Origin of the sequence: Methylobacterium sp. 10, assembly GCF_000519085.1 — a bacterium.
Lineage (GTDB): Bacteria > Pseudomonadota > Alphaproteobacteria > Rhizobiales > Beijerinckiaceae > Methylobacterium.
In genome coordinates this window covers 3,530,221-3,542,826 of the sequence record NZ_KI912577.1, presented here as the reverse complement: position 1 = coordinate 3,542,826, position 12,606 = coordinate 3,530,221, and the positions used below count along the sequence as shown (strand labels likewise).

The 12,606-nt window shown below is 67.6% G+C and carries 18 protein-coding genes, 1 tRNA gene and 1 pseudogene; 12 read left to right on the top strand and 8 right to left on the bottom strand.

Annotated elements, in window-relative coordinates; translation table 11 throughout:
* The first annotated feature begins 112 nt into the window (after positions 1–112).
* Together K368_RS0116555 and K368_RS0116550 are read left to right on the top strand one after the other, a co-directional pair.
* Positions 113–769, top strand: a complete 657-nt coding sequence (locus K368_RS0116555) for a DUF47 domain-containing protein (protein WP_027173298.1) — start codon at positions 113–115, stop codon at positions 767–769.
* A 5-nt stretch (positions 770–774) separates the two neighbouring features.
* Entirely contained in the window at positions 775–1,782 is a 1,008-nt protein-coding gene (locus K368_RS0116550) for an inorganic phosphate transporter (RefSeq protein ID WP_027173297.1), read from the top strand.
* A gap of 188 nt (positions 1,783–1,970) precedes the next feature.
* Here the strand turns inward: K368_RS0116550 and K368_RS0116545 are convergent, their stop codons facing one another.
* Together K368_RS0116545 and K368_RS0116540 are read right to left on the bottom strand one after the other, a co-directional pair.
* Positions 1,971–2,345, bottom strand: coding sequence for a hypothetical protein (locus K368_RS0116545; RefSeq protein WP_027173296.1), 375 nt, complete (start codon positions 2,343–2,345; stop codon positions 1,971–1,973).
* Positions 2,346–2,597: 252 nt separating this feature from the next.
* A complete protein-coding gene (locus tag K368_RS0116540; RefSeq protein ID WP_027173295.1) occupies positions 2,598–4,220 on the bottom strand; it encodes an ABC-F family ATP-binding cassette domain-containing protein in 1,623 nt (540 codons plus the stop codon).
* Positions 4,221–4,375: 155 nt separating this feature from the next.
* Here K368_RS0116540 and K368_RS0116535 point away from each other — a divergent pair, with 155 nt between their 5' ends.
* The 4 genes from K368_RS0116535 (at position 4,376) to K368_RS0116520 (ending at position 6,096) form a co-directional block, all read left to right on the top strand.
* Complete coding sequence (locus K368_RS0116535) at positions 4,376–4,876, top strand: peptide deformylase (protein ID WP_027173294.1); 501 nt, start codon at positions 4,376–4,378, stop codon at positions 4,874–4,876.
* 65 nt (positions 4,877–4,941) lie between these two features.
* Positions 4,942–5,298 carry a hypothetical protein gene (locus K368_RS0116530; protein WP_245259599.1) on the top strand — a complete coding sequence of 119 codons (357 nt, stop codon included), beginning with the start codon at positions 4,942–4,944 and terminating at the stop codon, positions 5,296–5,298.
* A 111-nt stretch (positions 5,299–5,409) separates the two neighbouring features.
* Positions 5,410–5,718 carry a hypothetical protein gene (locus tag K368_RS0116525; RefSeq protein ID WP_027173292.1) on the top strand — a complete coding sequence of 103 codons (309 nt, stop codon included), beginning with the start codon at positions 5,410–5,412 and terminating at the stop codon, positions 5,716–5,718.
* A gap of 165 nt (positions 5,719–5,883) precedes the next feature.
* Complete coding sequence (locus K368_RS0116520; protein ID WP_051439902.1) at positions 5,884–6,096, top strand: hypothetical protein; 213 nt, start codon at positions 5,884–5,886, stop codon at positions 6,094–6,096.
* A gap of 90 nt (positions 6,097–6,186) precedes the next feature.
* Here K368_RS0116520 and K368_RS0116515 read toward each other — a convergent pair whose 3' ends face one another.
* The 6 genes from K368_RS0116515 to K368_RS0116490 form a co-directional block, all read right to left on the bottom strand.
* Positions 6,187–6,396: a hypothetical protein gene (locus K368_RS0116515; protein ID WP_051074402.1), complete on the bottom strand. Its 210-nt coding sequence runs from the start codon at positions 6,394–6,396 to the stop codon at positions 6,187–6,189.
* Between the two features lie 158 nt (positions 6,397–6,554).
* Positions 6,555–6,863, bottom strand: coding sequence for a hypothetical protein (locus K368_RS0116510; protein ID WP_027173289.1), 309 nt, complete (start codon positions 6,861–6,863; stop codon positions 6,555–6,557).
* A 247-nt stretch (positions 6,864–7,110) separates the two neighbouring features.
* A complete protein-coding gene (locus K368_RS0116505; RefSeq protein WP_027173288.1) occupies positions 7,111–7,581 on the bottom strand; it encodes a DUF2934 domain-containing protein in 471 nt (156 codons plus the stop codon).
* A gap of 84 nt (positions 7,582–7,665) precedes the next feature.
* Positions 7,666–7,926 carry a hypothetical protein gene (locus tag K368_RS0116500; RefSeq protein ID WP_027173287.1) on the bottom strand — a complete coding sequence of 87 codons (261 nt, stop codon included), beginning with the start codon at positions 7,924–7,926 and terminating at the stop codon, positions 7,666–7,668.
* A 134-nt stretch (positions 7,927–8,060) separates the two neighbouring features.
* Entirely contained in the window at positions 8,061–8,468 is a 408-nt protein-coding gene (locus K368_RS0116495) for a hypothetical protein (RefSeq protein ID WP_027173286.1), read from the bottom strand.
* On the bottom strand, positions 8,465–8,908 hold the full coding sequence (locus K368_RS0116490) for a hypothetical protein (protein WP_245259598.1): 444 nt from the start codon (positions 8,906–8,908) through the stop codon (positions 8,465–8,467). Before K368_RS0116490 ends, K368_RS0116495 begins: the two co-directional genes overlap by 4 nt.
* A 274-nt stretch (positions 8,909–9,182) precedes the next feature.
* Between K368_RS0116490 and K368_RS0116485 the strand changes: the two genes are divergently transcribed.
* From K368_RS0116485 to K368_RS24880, 6 genes and pseudogenes are all read left to right on the top strand, one after another.
* Positions 9,183–9,258 (top strand) — tRNA-Ile (locus tag K368_RS0116485).
* Between the two features lie 419 nt (positions 9,259–9,677).
* Complete coding sequence (locus K368_RS0116480) at positions 9,678–10,208, top strand: DUF3489 domain-containing protein (RefSeq protein WP_027173284.1); 531 nt, start codon at positions 9,678–9,680, stop codon at positions 10,206–10,208.
* On the top strand, positions 10,208–10,756 hold the full coding sequence (locus K368_RS0116475; RefSeq protein ID WP_027173283.1) for a DUF2924 domain-containing protein: 549 nt from the start codon (positions 10,208–10,210) through the stop codon (positions 10,754–10,756). Before K368_RS0116480 ends, K368_RS0116475 begins: the two co-directional genes overlap by 1 nt.
* Positions 10,753–10,911, top strand: a complete 159-nt coding sequence (locus tag K368_RS27675) for a hypothetical protein (RefSeq protein ID WP_348625539.1) — start codon at positions 10,753–10,755, stop codon at positions 10,909–10,911. The genes K368_RS0116475 and K368_RS27675 overlap by 4 nt, the downstream gene beginning before the upstream one ends.
* 18 nt (positions 10,912–10,929) lie before the next feature.
* Positions 10,930–11,289: pseudogene (locus tag K368_RS27670) on the top strand (recombinase family protein); the annotation flags it as partial.
* Between the two features lie 9 nt (positions 11,290–11,298).
* The gene (locus K368_RS24880) at positions 11,299–12,423 is read left to right on the top strand and encodes a recombinase family protein (RefSeq protein ID WP_348625549.1); all 1,125 of its coding nucleotides are present in this window, start codon (positions 11,299–11,301) and stop codon (positions 12,421–12,423) included.
* Positions 12,424–12,606: the final 183 nt, after the last annotated feature.

Sequence of the window (12,606 nt, the reverse complement as noted above, 5' to 3'; positions counted from 1 at the left end):
CACGAAAACGTTACAGTCCGGCAGCGTCCACACGGTCATGGCGGAGCGACGGCTGAGGTAGCCTCCGGCCCGATACGGGGAATGCCTGCCACGATGGGAAGGGGCGCGCCGAATGATGGGCTGGTTTCGGGCCTTGATGCCGCGGGAGGATCGCTTCTTCGACCTGTTCGAGCGCCATTCCCAGACCCTCGTGGCCGGGGCGGAGGCGCTCCAGGGCGTCTTGAGGGGCGGCGACGGCGTGCCCGGCTACTGCCAAGTGATCGTCGACCGCGAGCATGAGGCTGACGCGATCACGGCCGAGGTTCTGCTGGCGGTCCGGCGCAGCTTCATCACCCCGTTCGACCGCGGCGACATCAAGGACCTGATCCAGTCGATGGACGATGCCATCGACCAGATGAACAAGACCGTGAAGACCATCGCCCTCTACGAGATTCGCTCCTTCGAGCCTCTCATGCGAGAGATGGGCGACACCGTGATCGAGGCGGCGCGGCTCACGGCCGAGACGATCCCCCTTCTCAACGCGGTCGGCACCCATGCGGCGCGGATCAACTCCCTCACCGAGCGGATCACCCGCGTCGAGGGGCGCTCGGACGAGTTGCAGGAGCGCGGCCTCAAGGCTCTCTATCGGGCCCATCGCAAGGATGGCGGCGACGGCGACACCATGGCCTACATCATCGGCGCCGAGATCTACGGGCACCTGGAGGATGTGGTCGACCGGTTCGAGGACGTCGCCAACGAGATCAGCGGCATCGTGATCGAGAACGTGTGACGGGCATGGACGCCGCCTCCCTCGCGCTACCGGCGCTGGCCGGCCTCATCGCCGTCGCCCTGTTCTTCGACTTCCTCAACGGCCTGCACGACGCGGCCAATTCCATCGCCACCATCGTCTCGACCCGGGTGCTGCGCCCGCAATACGCGGTGCTGTGGGCGGCGTTCTTCAACTTCATCGCGTTCCTGTTCTTCGGCCTTCACGTGGCACAGACCCTGGGGACCGGGATCGTCGATGCCGGGATCGTCGATCCGCGCGTGATCCTGAGTGCCCTGGTCGGCGCCATCGCCTGGAACATCGCCACCTGGGTGCTCGGTATCCCGTCGAGCAGTTCGCACGCCCTGGTCGGCGGCCTCGTCGGGGCTGGCATCACCAAGGCCGGGCTCGACGTCGTGGTCTGGTCCGGCCTGTCGAAGACGATCGCTGCCATCGTGCTCTCGCCGCTCGTAGGGTTCCTGCTCGCCCTCCTCCTCGTCCTGATCGTGTCCTGGACCTGCCGGCGTGCCACGCCCTTCGGGGTCGACCGAAGCTTTCGGCTCCTGCAATTCGTCTCGGCCTCGCTCTATTCCCTCGGCCATGGCGGCAACGACGCCCAGAAGACCATGGGGATCATCGCGGTGCTGCTCTACTCGCAGGGGCATCTGGGGAGCAGCTTCCACGTCCCGCTCTGGGTGGTCCTGGCCTGCCAGTCGGCGATGGCGCTCGGCACCCTCTTCGGCGGCTGGCGCATCGTCCATACGATGGGCTCGAAGATTACCCGCCTCAACCCGACGCAGGGCTTCTGCGCCGAGACCGGGGGCGCCATCACCCTGTTCCTGGCGACCTGGCTCGGGGTGCCGGTCTCGACCACGCACACCATCACCGGCGCCATCGTCGGCGTCGGCGCGGCCCGCCGGACATCGGCCGTGCGCTGGGGCATCGCCGGCAACATCGTCGTCGCCTGGGTGCTGACCCTGCCCGCCGCCGCCCTCATCGCCGCGTGCTGCTATGTCCTGACGGGCTGGCTCGCCTGAACGCTTCCGCCCGGCCCACCGGGAGCCATGACGCCGCGAACCTCCGCGCCTGACCCAGGCGATGCGGTGCCTCTCCAGCGGTGACGAGACGAGTGTCGTGCCGTCCATGGGCTGCCGAGACGAGACCGCCGAGACGGCCCGCTTTCATGCCCCCGTCCGGGCTCACCTCCCCCCGGAGGACGAAGCTCTCACCGGCCGTCGGTCACCCTCTGTCCCGTCTCGCCGTAGCCGAGCCTGGCTCCCTGGCGGTTGACGCAGCCGAAGCGCAGGACGGCCTGTTCCAGGTAGTCGATCGCGTCGATGAGCGCATCCCGCGCGGCCCCGACCGCCTCCTCGCCGTCCTCGGGCGGCGTCTCGGCGAAATTGACGGCGGCGATGAGGACACGGTCACGCTCCTCCTCGATGCGGCGGTCGCGCTCCACGTGCCCGCGCACGTCGGCATCGAAGGCCTCGACCATCGCCCAGGGCAGCGCGTCCTTCGACGACGATGCATTGAACGCGCGGGCCCGGCGCCGGGCCTGCGCCGCCGCCGCCCTGACGATGTCCGCGAGTTTGGCATCCATGGTGGGGCTCCTGGGGTGATCGGGTTCGAGGCGCTTTCGTTGGCGTGCATCCCCTCGCTCCGCCTGCGGGGAGCGGGCTCTGCCGACCTTGTCGTCGGCGGAGCGAGGCGGCAGCCGAGGGTGAGGGGGCGCGATCGGACGGAGCCTCATCCTGCGAGACCCCCTCACCCTCGCCCTTCGGGCTCACGCCGGACACGACGAGGTGTCCGGCGTCCTCTCCCCGCTCGCGGGAAGAGGGGAAAAACCAGCCGCTCAGCTCCTCAACCCCGGCGCTTCCTGGCCGGTGCGCGCGACGTATTCGGTGTAGCCGCCGCCATATTGATGGATGCCGTCGGCGGTGAGTTCGAGGACGCGGTTCGACAGGGCGGCGAGGAAATGCCGGTCGTGGCTCACGAACAGCATCGTGCCCTCGTAATTGGCGAGGGCGGTGATAAGCATCTCCTTGGTGCCCATGTCGAGGTGGTTGGTGGGCTCGTCGAGGACGAGGAAGTTCGGCGGGTCGAACAGCATCTTCGCCATCACGAGACGGGCCTTCTCGCCACCAGAAAGCACCCGGCAGCGCTTCTCCACGTCGTCGCCCGAGAAGCCGAAGCAGCCGGCCAGCGCCCGCAAGCTGCCCTGGCCTGCCTGCGGGAACGAGCGCTCCAGATCCTGGAACACCGTCAGGTCGCCGTCGAGGAGATCCATGGCGTGCTGGGCGAAGTAGCCGAGCTTGACGCTTCCCCCCACCGCGATGCTGCCGTCGTCGGGCGGGGTCGAGCCGGTCACGAGCTTGAGCAGGGTCGACTTGCCGGCGCCGTTGATGCCCATCACGCACCAGCGCTCCCGGCGGCGGATGGAGAAGTCGAGCCCCTCGTAGATGGTGCGGCTGCCGTAGCGCTTGTGCACGTTCTTGATGATGACGACGTCGTCGCCGGAGCGCGGTGCCGGCTGGAACTCGAACGCCACCGATTGCCGGCGCTTGGGAGGCTCCACCCGCTCGATCTTGTCGAGCTTCTTAACCCGGCTCTGGACCTGGGCGGCATGGGACGCGCGCGCCTTGAACCGCTCGATGAACTTGATCTCCTTGGCGAGCATCGCCTGCTGGCGCTCGAACTGCGCCTGCTGGTGCGTCTCGTTGAGAGCCCGCTGCTGTTCGTAGAAGCCGTAGTCGCCCGAATAGGTGGTGAGAGTGCCGCCGTCGATCTCGATGACCTTGGAGACGATGCGGTTCATGAACTCGCGGTCGTGCGAGGTCATCAGCAGGGCGCCCTCGTAGTTCTTGAGGAAGGCCTCGAGCCAGATCAGGCTTTCGAGATCGAGATGGTTGGAGGGCTCGTCGAGGAGCATCACGTCCGGGTTCATCAGGAGGATGCGGGCGAGCGCCACGCGCATCTTCCAGCCGCCCGAGAGCTTGCCGACGTCGCCGTCCATCATCTCCTGGGAAAAGCTCAGCCCCGCCAGCACCTCGTAGGCCCGGCCTTCGAGGGCGTAACCGTCGAGCTCCTCGAACCGGGCCTGGACCTCGCCGTAGCGCTCCACGAGCGCGTCCATCTCGTCCATCCGGTCGGGATCGGCGAGGCCGGCTTCGATCTGCTTCAGCTCGGTGGCGACCACGCTCACCGGGCCGGCCCCGTCCATCACGGCGGAGACGACGGAGCAGCCGGCCATCTCGCCGACATCCTGGCTGAAATAGCCGATGGTGATGCCCCGGTCTGTGGCGACCTGGCCCTCGTCGGGCTCCTCCTCGCCGGTGATCATCCGGAAAAGGGTGGTCTTGCCGGCGCCGTTCGGCCCCACGAGGCCGACCTTCTCGCCCTTCTGGAGTGCGGCGGACGCCTCGATGAAGACGATCTGCCGTCCGTTCTGCTTGCCGATTTTCTCGAGGCGGATCATGCGCGCGTCGGTGTCCTGAGATGTGTCCCGCGGGCCTTACGTCATGGAGCGCGGAAGCGGAAGGCGGGCACTCCCGCCACCCTGCGTCGCGTTTGGACACCGCCCGAACGATCGCGTATCCACGCCCCAGCCCATTCCGTGAGGTGCCCTGCCCCGTGCCGGTCCAGTCGCTGATCCTTTATCCCGATCCAAGGCTGCGCTTGCGGGCCGAGCCGGTCACCGTGTTCGACGACGCCTTGCGGCGGGATGCTGCGGAACTGGTGGAGGCTCTCTCCCGCGTCTCCGCCATCGGTCTCGCCGGGCCGCATGTGGGTTGGCTCGCCCGCGTGGTGGCCCTGCGCCTGGAGCCGGGCACGCCGGCTTCGATCTACGTCAATCCGGAGATCACCTTCGCGTCGGAGGAGACCGCCCCCCAGACCGAGGGCAGCGTCTCCATGCCGGGCGTCTCGGACGTCGTGGAGCGGGCGGTGACGGTGCGGCTGCGCTACGCGGACCTCGACGGGACCGGTCACGAGGTCGAGGCGGAGGGGTTCGAGGCGGCCTGCCTCCAGCACGAGATCGACCAGCTCGACGGCATCTTCTGGATCGAGCGCCTGTCGCGTCTTCGGCGGGAGCGGGCCGTGAAGCGCTATGCCAAGGCGAGGCGGGCGGCATGAAGAACAGGGCTTGCCACCGCCTTCCGGCAACCGTGTTCCTCGCGGTCGCGATCGGATGCCCGCCCGTGAAAGCGCAGCCGGTCAAGACTCCCGCGCCCCCGGTTTCCGCATCCGCCTCGGCGCCTGCGATCGGCTGTCCGTCGCTCGCCAATCTGCGCCTTCTCCTGCGGCAATCGGGCGGCGACGCGAAGATGGCGGCGGCGACCCTGGCCGATCCCAAGGCCGATCACCTGAGCTGCAACCTCCTCGGCCGCGACACGGTCAATGCCATCACCGACCACGCGGCGCTCAACGGCAACGAGTACGATTGCGTCGGCGTCACCGGGACCAGCATCTGTTCCTGGACCATCGCGGGAACGGTGGTTCCGGCAGATCCTGCGCGCGCGGCCAAGAAAGCGCCTCCCGCCAAAGCCAAGCGCTGAGAGCCGATCCCGCTGGCTACACAGGCAGCAGATGGCTCATCGGTCGCGGCCGCCGGAGCCCGGTGCGCCCTATATTCGCGTCGGTAAAGCAACGCTGGAAGAGGTCACGCCATGATGCCGCAGAAGTGCTGGGGACTCGTCATCCTGCTCGTCATGGCGTCGATAAAGGCGGCCTCAGCCGGCGATGCCCCGCCGCGCGACGTCGTCGCCTGCGATACGTTGGTTCATCTGCGCGTTCTGATGGGACGGACGCCGTCCGATTCTGCCGCGGCAACGGCCGATCTCTCCGGTCATCCGGGATGCCGCCGAATCGCCCGTGATCGCGTCGGCGCTCCCGAGCATCGCGCCATGATCGGCGGAACCCCGTTCGAATGCCTTGCGGTGACGGAGGAGGCTTCCTGCCTTTGGATCATGCCCTAGGCAGGGATTCCGGCCGGAACGGCGATTCGGTGGATAATACCGATACGCTTTTCTGCCGATCCGCCCTACCTGAGCCGTAACGACGGGGGGGCGGAAATCATGGGTGGAACGGCCGGATCGTGCGGTAGGAATGCGGCGGCGCGCCGACGGGGCTGGATCGCCGGCATGGCCACTGTGGGATTCTTGGGAATCGCGATGCCGGCCGATGCCGAGGCCCCGATCAAGAGCCCTCAGGATGCGGCCTGTCGCAACGAGGCTCGCGCGAAGGTGTTCGTCACGCCCGACCCGGGTGGTATTGGGCTCTACGCCATCGGCCGCCAGATCTACTCGGCCTGCATGGCGCGCTCGCAGCCCCGCACCGCTCGTCGGCGGCGCTAAATGTGCCTCACGAAACTCCCGATCACGGTCGGTTCTCGCTCCGAGCATGACGGCGGAGCGGGAGTTTTGTGACAGACGCTAAGCTGGGGATCAGACGCTGCGCGGAGCGCCGATGCGCGCCCGCAGGCGCAGGCGCAAGTTTTCGTTGGCCGTGGCGTCCGCATCCACCGCGAACATCAGCCGGAGCAGCCGGCTGATCGGGGTCGTGCCATCCTCGACTGCGGCCTCGACCTGGTCCTGAAGCGCCATCCGCTCGTAAGGACGCTGAGAATCGAAGCTCGACTGGGCCTGCTGCGCCATGGTCTGCGTTCCGTCGCTCGGGATCATTTTCCCCGGGCGGTTGGCTACGCGAAGACGTTCGCCTCCGCCAGTCCCTTTCGTCGACTATTCATAGCCGACGACCGGTTCTGACGCATTTGTGTCATGTGTGGCTTGCAGAGCGGTTCCAGACAGGGCCCTCAGCGAGGAAAGATCTGGAGCCCGTCATCGGGGAGCAGGTTGCGCGCCGGCCCACCGGTCTGCTGTCCGCGCCCCTGCTGGTAATAGGGCAGTTCCGGCCGGCGGTCGTTGTCGCTGCCCGAATCGTATTCCCAGGCCTGGTTCCACGGCGCGCGACCACCCACGCCGATGCCGCCAGTGGAATCGACCTCCCGCACCACCGGCCGCTCCCGATAGGGGCCTGCCCCGGCCTCGGCAGCCGAGGGGGCGGCGACCAGGGGCGCGGCCATCATCGACACAGCGAACAGGGCGGAGAGGGCTGTCTTCATGGCGGGCCTCGGAAGGGTGGGCCGGGAGTCGGCGCGCGTCGATGCTACCACCGTATAACGGCAAAGGTTGTCGCGCCGTTCCCCGCGGGCTGCCTCTCCCTGAGCGGGTTCGCGTTGGCAAGCCAGCGCTTCGGCTCGCTCAGGCTTGGAAGTGTCGCAGGAGAGGGCGCGGCGCCGGAACGTCATTGCGCAAAAAGAAGCCCGACGCCCTGCGAGGGGCGACGGGCTTGAACGGTGCCGCTCGGCGTCAGTGGACGGTCGCGGCGGATTCCATCGGGGCGGCAGCGCGCGGCTTGGCGACCCTGAGCGGCTTGGCGGCCGTGGTGGTGCTCGACGCTGTCTTGGCCGCCTTGGAAGCGGCGGGCGCCTTGGTGGAGGCAGGCTTTGCGGAAGCAGGCTTGGCCGATGCGGATTTGGCGCTGGCCGTCCTGGTCCGGCGCGACGCGGTCTCGGACGGCTGGGCGGCGGCCTTCTCGGCAACGGCCTTGGCGGCGGTGCCGGCACTGCGCGAGGCGCGGGGCTTCAGGGTCTTGGCCGGGCTCGGTGCCAGGCTGAGGTCGGCGGTCACGGGCTGAACGTAGACCGGTGCGGAGAGGCTCACCGCACGTAGCTCGGCCTCGGCCATCAGCCAATGCTCATCGGCGCGACCGAACACCCGGCCCTCGCCTTCCCAGATGTAATAGGCGCGCTCGCGCACCTGCTGTTCGAAAGGGATCATCCGCGCTCTCCTCGTGGGTGGTCACCCCGATGGAAGCGGAGGTTGGTTAATCCTCGGTTAATGCCGCGCCGCAACGAGCCCGTGTCAGCCCTGCGAGAGCCGCCTTGCATTGGCGCGGACCTTCCGGCGGTATCCGGCCACCATGCTCTGGGTCGAGCCCCCGGTCGCCATCAGCATGGCCGCCTCGCCGGCAGCCATGATCTTCTCGCTCACCATGCGTTGAGCCTCGACCTGCGCGGCCGGTCCGCCGAGGGACAGCTTGGCGAGGCGAAGACCGATCACCTGCTGCGACTCCATCGCGAGCAGGGTCGCATCCATGCCGAGCTTCCACCACGCACCGAACATGTCAGTCCTCTCTGCGCCGCTGGACGCACCGGCCGCGCTTATGCCACGCAGCCCGTCTTCGCCGTAAGGGCAACCTTGGCCGAAAGGTCGTCACCGCCTCACGATCTCGCGAACGAGTGCTCGGTCGCGGGTGCTCAGTCGAAGGAGCGCGACTTCGCCGACGATCCGCCGAGGCTGATCTTCTTCGGCGCAGAACCGCCGCCGAGGCTGATCTTGCGGGGCGGCGGGGCGGCCGCGGGATTCGGGGAAGCGGGCCGCGCGGACTTCATCTGCGCCTGTCCGTGGACCACCGAGCCGATCTCGCCGGCGACCCGGACGAGATCGTCCCGATCGCAGGCCCGGGCCACCGACAGGCCGAGCTGATGCATGTGGCTCTTGCCGTAGAGGTAGACGGCGAGCTTGGCGCGGGTGGTGGGAGGGATCTCAGCGAGGATCTCGGGCAGGTCCTCGAGCTCGGCGCGATAGACCGCCCCGAGGAGATCGAGGGAGACCGGGCAGGCCGGATCCGGCTCGGCGCCGCTGGTGGGGTGCGACTGGGTCATGGAGTACCTGTCTGGCTGGTTGAGGTCTGGGCGAGGGTGTCTGCCGGAGCCGTGTCACGGGCGGCGGGCGGCTCGGGCGGTGTCGTCTGCGCCCGGACGATGGCGTCCTCCGGGCGCGGTTGAGAAGGGAGCCGTGCGGCCGGATGCTCCGGCTGCAGACAGCCGCTGCAGACGGAGGCGATCGCGATGCGGGCGCGGCGGTCTGCCCGCTCCCATACCGCTTCGCGAGCGGCCCGGGCCCGTGCCACCTCCTCCGCCGACGGCATTCCGCCGCCCACGCCGATCTCGGCCGGAGCGGCGCCTGGCGGCCTGACTCTCAGGAAGAGCGGTTCCTGGGCCAGAACCGGCGATCCCGCAAGAGCGCAGGCGAGAGATGAAGCGGCGAGCCGGCAAGCGAGGATCGTGCGGCCCATCGGCTCCTCAATCGGGTCGGCAGACACCAAGTCCCTCGGCGGAACGATCGTCGGCGCAGAGTTAACATGACCTTAACGCAAAGACGACCTTGCCCCCGGGGCGCTTCCGATCCAACCCGCCACCGCTGTGGGTCGCCATCGATGGGTGCGCGGCTTGCCCACTACACAGAACGGTCTGGAACGGGCTTCGGACGCCTCGCATCCGCAAGGCCGGGGTGAGGAAAGTCAGCGACAATCTGCGAGGTTCGAACGCGCGACCGCTGGACGAGGCCCCCCCTTTCCCTCTACGGGAATAGGCGCTGGGCCTGTAGCTCAATGGTTAGAGCCGACCGCTCATAACGGTCTGGTTGCAGGTTCGAGTCCTGCCGGGCCCACCACTCACTCCCCGCGAATGACGGGAATTCGCATTTCGCGGGAGACGTGGGCAATCTCAAGAACTTAGCGAAGAGTTGCTGTTTGGCGGTCCCTTCTCCGGGGCGGTGCTGAGGGCCTGATTCTGGGCGATTTCGACCGGTTTCTCGCCGGTCGTCGATGCATCTTCCGCAGCATTTCGGCTCGCCGTGCTGGAGACCAGTTCGCAGGCCAGCGGAGCATAAGTTCGCTGGCGGCCGTGCACTGGTATGTGAGCGATCCCCGTCATTTCGGACTGGACTTGCGCTGCGAATGGAGCGGAACTGTCCGCGTTCGTAAGGCCGCCGACGCGGTGCGCCCTCGACCCCCTGCCGATCCTTCGCGATCCGCGGGGTTGCGCTGGTGGCAGCAGACCCGCTGCCTCACCATCGCAAGGCCCACCTTCATGATCGACGAGATGCACCAGGCGCTGCTGAAGACAGCCGCCGAATCCCCTGACCAACTGATCGCCCGTCCGGTCGGGCTGAACACCAGAGCCGCCAAGGCGCTGTTCGCCAAGCTCCGCAAGACCGCGTTGGCGGTCGAGGTCGTTGTCATCGAGGACGAGCCACACTGGCACAGCGATGAGCGCGGTCCGATCGGGCTGCGCCTCACGACCGCTGGTCGGGAAAGTCTTGGCTTCGGGCCCGACGTAGGCGGCTCCGTCGCCTCGATGCCGGTTGCGGATGCCGGACCGGACAGCGCCGGGACAAAACCGCGATCCGGGACGAAGCAGGCGCTGATCATCGCGATGCTGCGGCGTGACGAGGGCGCCACGGTCGGCGACCTGATGGCTGCCATCGGCTGGCTCGCCCACTCGACGCGCGCCGCCCTGACCGGCTTGCGCAAGCGAGGGATGATCCTCACGAAGGGATGCGATGCCGAGGGTCGGACCGTCTATCGCCTGACCGACGATACCACGACGGAGGCCCGGTGATGGCCGCCGTGATCAGCCCAGAGCTCAAGCGTAAGATCGAAGGACTCGCCTCCCTCGATCTGGGCGACCTGCGCATCCGCTGGCGGCAGCATTTGCGAACGGCCCCTCCCCCGCATCTGTCCCGCACCCTAATGGTGCGGCTCCTGGCCTACCGCATCCAGGCCAAGGCACTGGGCGATCTCGATCGCGACAGTGCCCGACTGCTCGATCGGATCGCGAAGGAGAGGCTGCGCCGCCGCGCCGCCGCCGAACGCGCGGCCAAGCCGAAGGCGCCGCCCATCGTCCCGCCGATCCCAAGCCCAGGGCTTCGGCCCGGCACGCTGCTGGTGCGGGAGTTCGGCGGCGAGGTTCACACCGTCACCGTGGTGGCGGGTGGCTTCGCCTGGAAGGAGACGACCTATGCCAGCCTGTCGGAGGTTGCCCGCGCGATCACCGGCACTCGCTGGAACGGTCCCCGCTTCTTCGGGCTGCGGGACAAGGTAGCCTCCAGAGCACCAAGCGGCGCTGGCGAGGCATCGATAGCTCTGACATTGGGAGGGATCGCGTGATCGCATCCATTTCCAAGCCGCCGCATCCCAAGACCTCGCCTTCGAAGGCCCAACCTTCCAAGACCCACGCCCCCAAGTCCCTGCGCTGTGCGATCTACACCCGCAAATCCACCGAGCACGGGCTCGATCAGGCCTTCACCTCCCTCGACAACTAGCGCGAGGCCGCTGAAGCCTACATCAAGAGCCAGGGGCATGAGGGCTGGCGCCTGCTGCCCGAGGCCTACGACGATGGCGGCGTCTCGGGCGGCAGCCTCGAGCGTCCGGCCCTGCAGCGGCTGCTAGCCGAGGTCGAGGCGGGACGCGTCGATGTGGTGGTGGTCTATAAGGTCGATCGGCTCACCCGCTCTCTCTCGGACTTTGCCAAGCTCGTCGAACTGTTCGACGCGCACGGCGTCTCTTTCGTCTCGGTGACTCAGGCCTTCAACACCACCAACAGCATGGGACGGCTGACGCTCAACGTCCTGCTGTCGTTTGCCCAGTTCGAGCGCGAGGTCACGGCCGAGCGCATCCGCGACAAGATCGCGGCCTCGAAGCGCAAAGGCATGCGCATGGGCGGACCCGTGCCACTGGGCTACCGCGTCCATGACAAGAAGCTGGTCCCCTGCCCCGATGAGGCGGCCCAGATCAGGGCAATCTTTGAACGCTACCTCGCGCTTGGCTGCTTGAACGGGCTCGCGGTTGATCTGCAGGGCGAGGGCATCCTGACAAAGCGATCACCCCGCCGAGATGGCACGATCCGCGGCGGCATTGCCTTCACCAAAGGACCGCTGGCCTATCTCCTGCGCAACCGGGTCTATATCGGCGAGGTGATCCATAAGGACCGTCATTATCCCGGTGAGCACGAGGGCATCGTCCCACACGAACTGTTCGATGCGGTCCAGGCGGCGCTGAGCGACAAGGCGCAGGCGCAAGGTTCCGCCCGGGGCAACACCGGCTCGTGGCTGACGGGGCTGCTCTACGATGACCGCGGCAACCGGATGACGCCGAACTCGGCCAGGAAGGGGGCTCTCCACTACCGCTACTACGTCTCACGCGCGCTCGAGACGGGACAGCGCTGCGATGCCGGGTCGGTCCCGCGGGTGTCGGCACCCGAGATCGAGCAGGCGGTGCGGGAGGCGCTTACACCGCCCTCCCCTGACAAACCTTCACCATCCGAAGAGATGCCCCTGATCGCTCACGTCAGCCGGATCGTCGTTCACCCGAGCCATCTTGCGATCAGCTTCGTCAAGCCGGACGAGGCGGAGCACGATGAAAGAGCTAGCGGAGCAGGAAGCCTAGAGCCCTCCCTGCTGAACGTGCCCTGGTCAGCCCGACCGGGCCGTCGTCGGCGCCAGATCATCCGCGCTGGAAGTGATGAAGGGACGGCATCGCTGCGGCCGATGCGGGTCGAGACCCGAGCGCGCCTCGTCGACGGGATCGCCAAGGCGCGCTTCTGGCTCGACGAACTTATCGCCGGCCGCGTGGCGGACACGCATGCCATCGCCGTAGTGGAAGGCTGCAGCGAGCGATCGGTACGAATAACCCTCAGCCTCGCCTTCCTCGCCCCGTCCCTCATCCGGGCGGCAATCGCCGGCACATTGCCCGAGGGTTCTGGCATCTCCACGCTCATGAACGCGCCAATGGTCTGGGGCGAACACGCTGATGCCCGCAGCAGTAACGGAGCGTGAAAGCGCGCTTGCTTTGCTTTCCCGACTATCCATGCCGTCCTATCAGACGGACGCACGTCGCCATGTTGCTTCATCAGCAATGCGCCATAAGCGGAAGTTGGCCTCCGGCCCGGAAGCAGACATTCAGTTGCAGGTATGCGACCGTCCGGTGTCGACCCTGGCTGTGTCAAAACTCCCATGATG

Excerpts from the sequence above, each read along its gene's own strand:
- K368_RS0116555 (WP_027173298.1), top strand. The coding sequence starts at position 113 with ATGATGGGCTGGTTTCGGGCCTTGATGCCGCGGGAGGATCGCTTCTTC.
- K368_RS0116550 (WP_027173297.1), top strand. The coding sequence starts at position 775 with ATGGACGCCGCCTCCCTCGCGCTACCGGCGCTGGCCGGCCTCATCGCC.
- K368_RS0116545 (WP_027173296.1), bottom strand. The coding sequence starts at position 2,345 with ATGGATGCCAAACTCGCGGACATCGTCAGGGCGGCGGCGGCGCAGGCC.
- K368_RS0116540 (WP_027173295.1), bottom strand. The coding sequence starts at position 4,220 with ATGATCCGCCTCGAGAAAATCGGCAAGCAGAACGGACGGCAGATCGTC.
- K368_RS0116525 (WP_027173292.1), top strand. The coding sequence starts at position 5,410 with ATGATGCCGCAGAAGTGCTGGGGACTCGTCATCCTGCTCGTCATGGCG.
- K368_RS0116520 (WP_051439902.1), top strand. The coding sequence starts at position 5,884 with ATGGCCACTGTGGGATTCTTGGGAATCGCGATGCCGGCCGATGCCGAG.
- K368_RS0116515 (WP_051074402.1), bottom strand. The coding sequence starts at position 6,396 with ATGGCGCAGCAGGCCCAGTCGAGCTTCGATTCTCAGCGTCCTTACGAG.
- K368_RS0116510 (WP_027173289.1), bottom strand. The coding sequence starts at position 6,863 with ATGAAGACAGCCCTCTCCGCCCTGTTCGCTGTGTCGATGATGGCCGCG.
- K368_RS0116505 (WP_027173288.1), bottom strand. The coding sequence starts at position 7,581 with ATGATCCCTTTCGAACAGCAGGTGCGCGAGCGCGCCTATTACATCTGG.
- K368_RS0116500 (WP_027173287.1), bottom strand. The coding sequence starts at position 7,926 with ATGTTCGGTGCGTGGTGGAAGCTCGGCATGGATGCGACCCTGCTCGCG.
- K368_RS0116495 (WP_027173286.1), bottom strand. The coding sequence starts at position 8,468 with ATGACCCAGTCGCACCCCACCAGCGGCGCCGAGCCGGATCCGGCCTGC.
- K368_RS0116480 (WP_027173284.1), top strand. The coding sequence starts at position 9,678 with ATGATCGACGAGATGCACCAGGCGCTGCTGAAGACAGCCGCCGAATCC.
- K368_RS0116475 (WP_027173283.1), top strand. The coding sequence starts at position 10,208 with ATGGCCGCCGTGATCAGCCCAGAGCTCAAGCGTAAGATCGAAGGACTC.
- K368_RS24880 (WP_348625549.1), top strand. The coding sequence starts at position 11,299 with ATGCGCATGGGCGGACCCGTGCCACTGGGCTACCGCGTCCATGACAAG.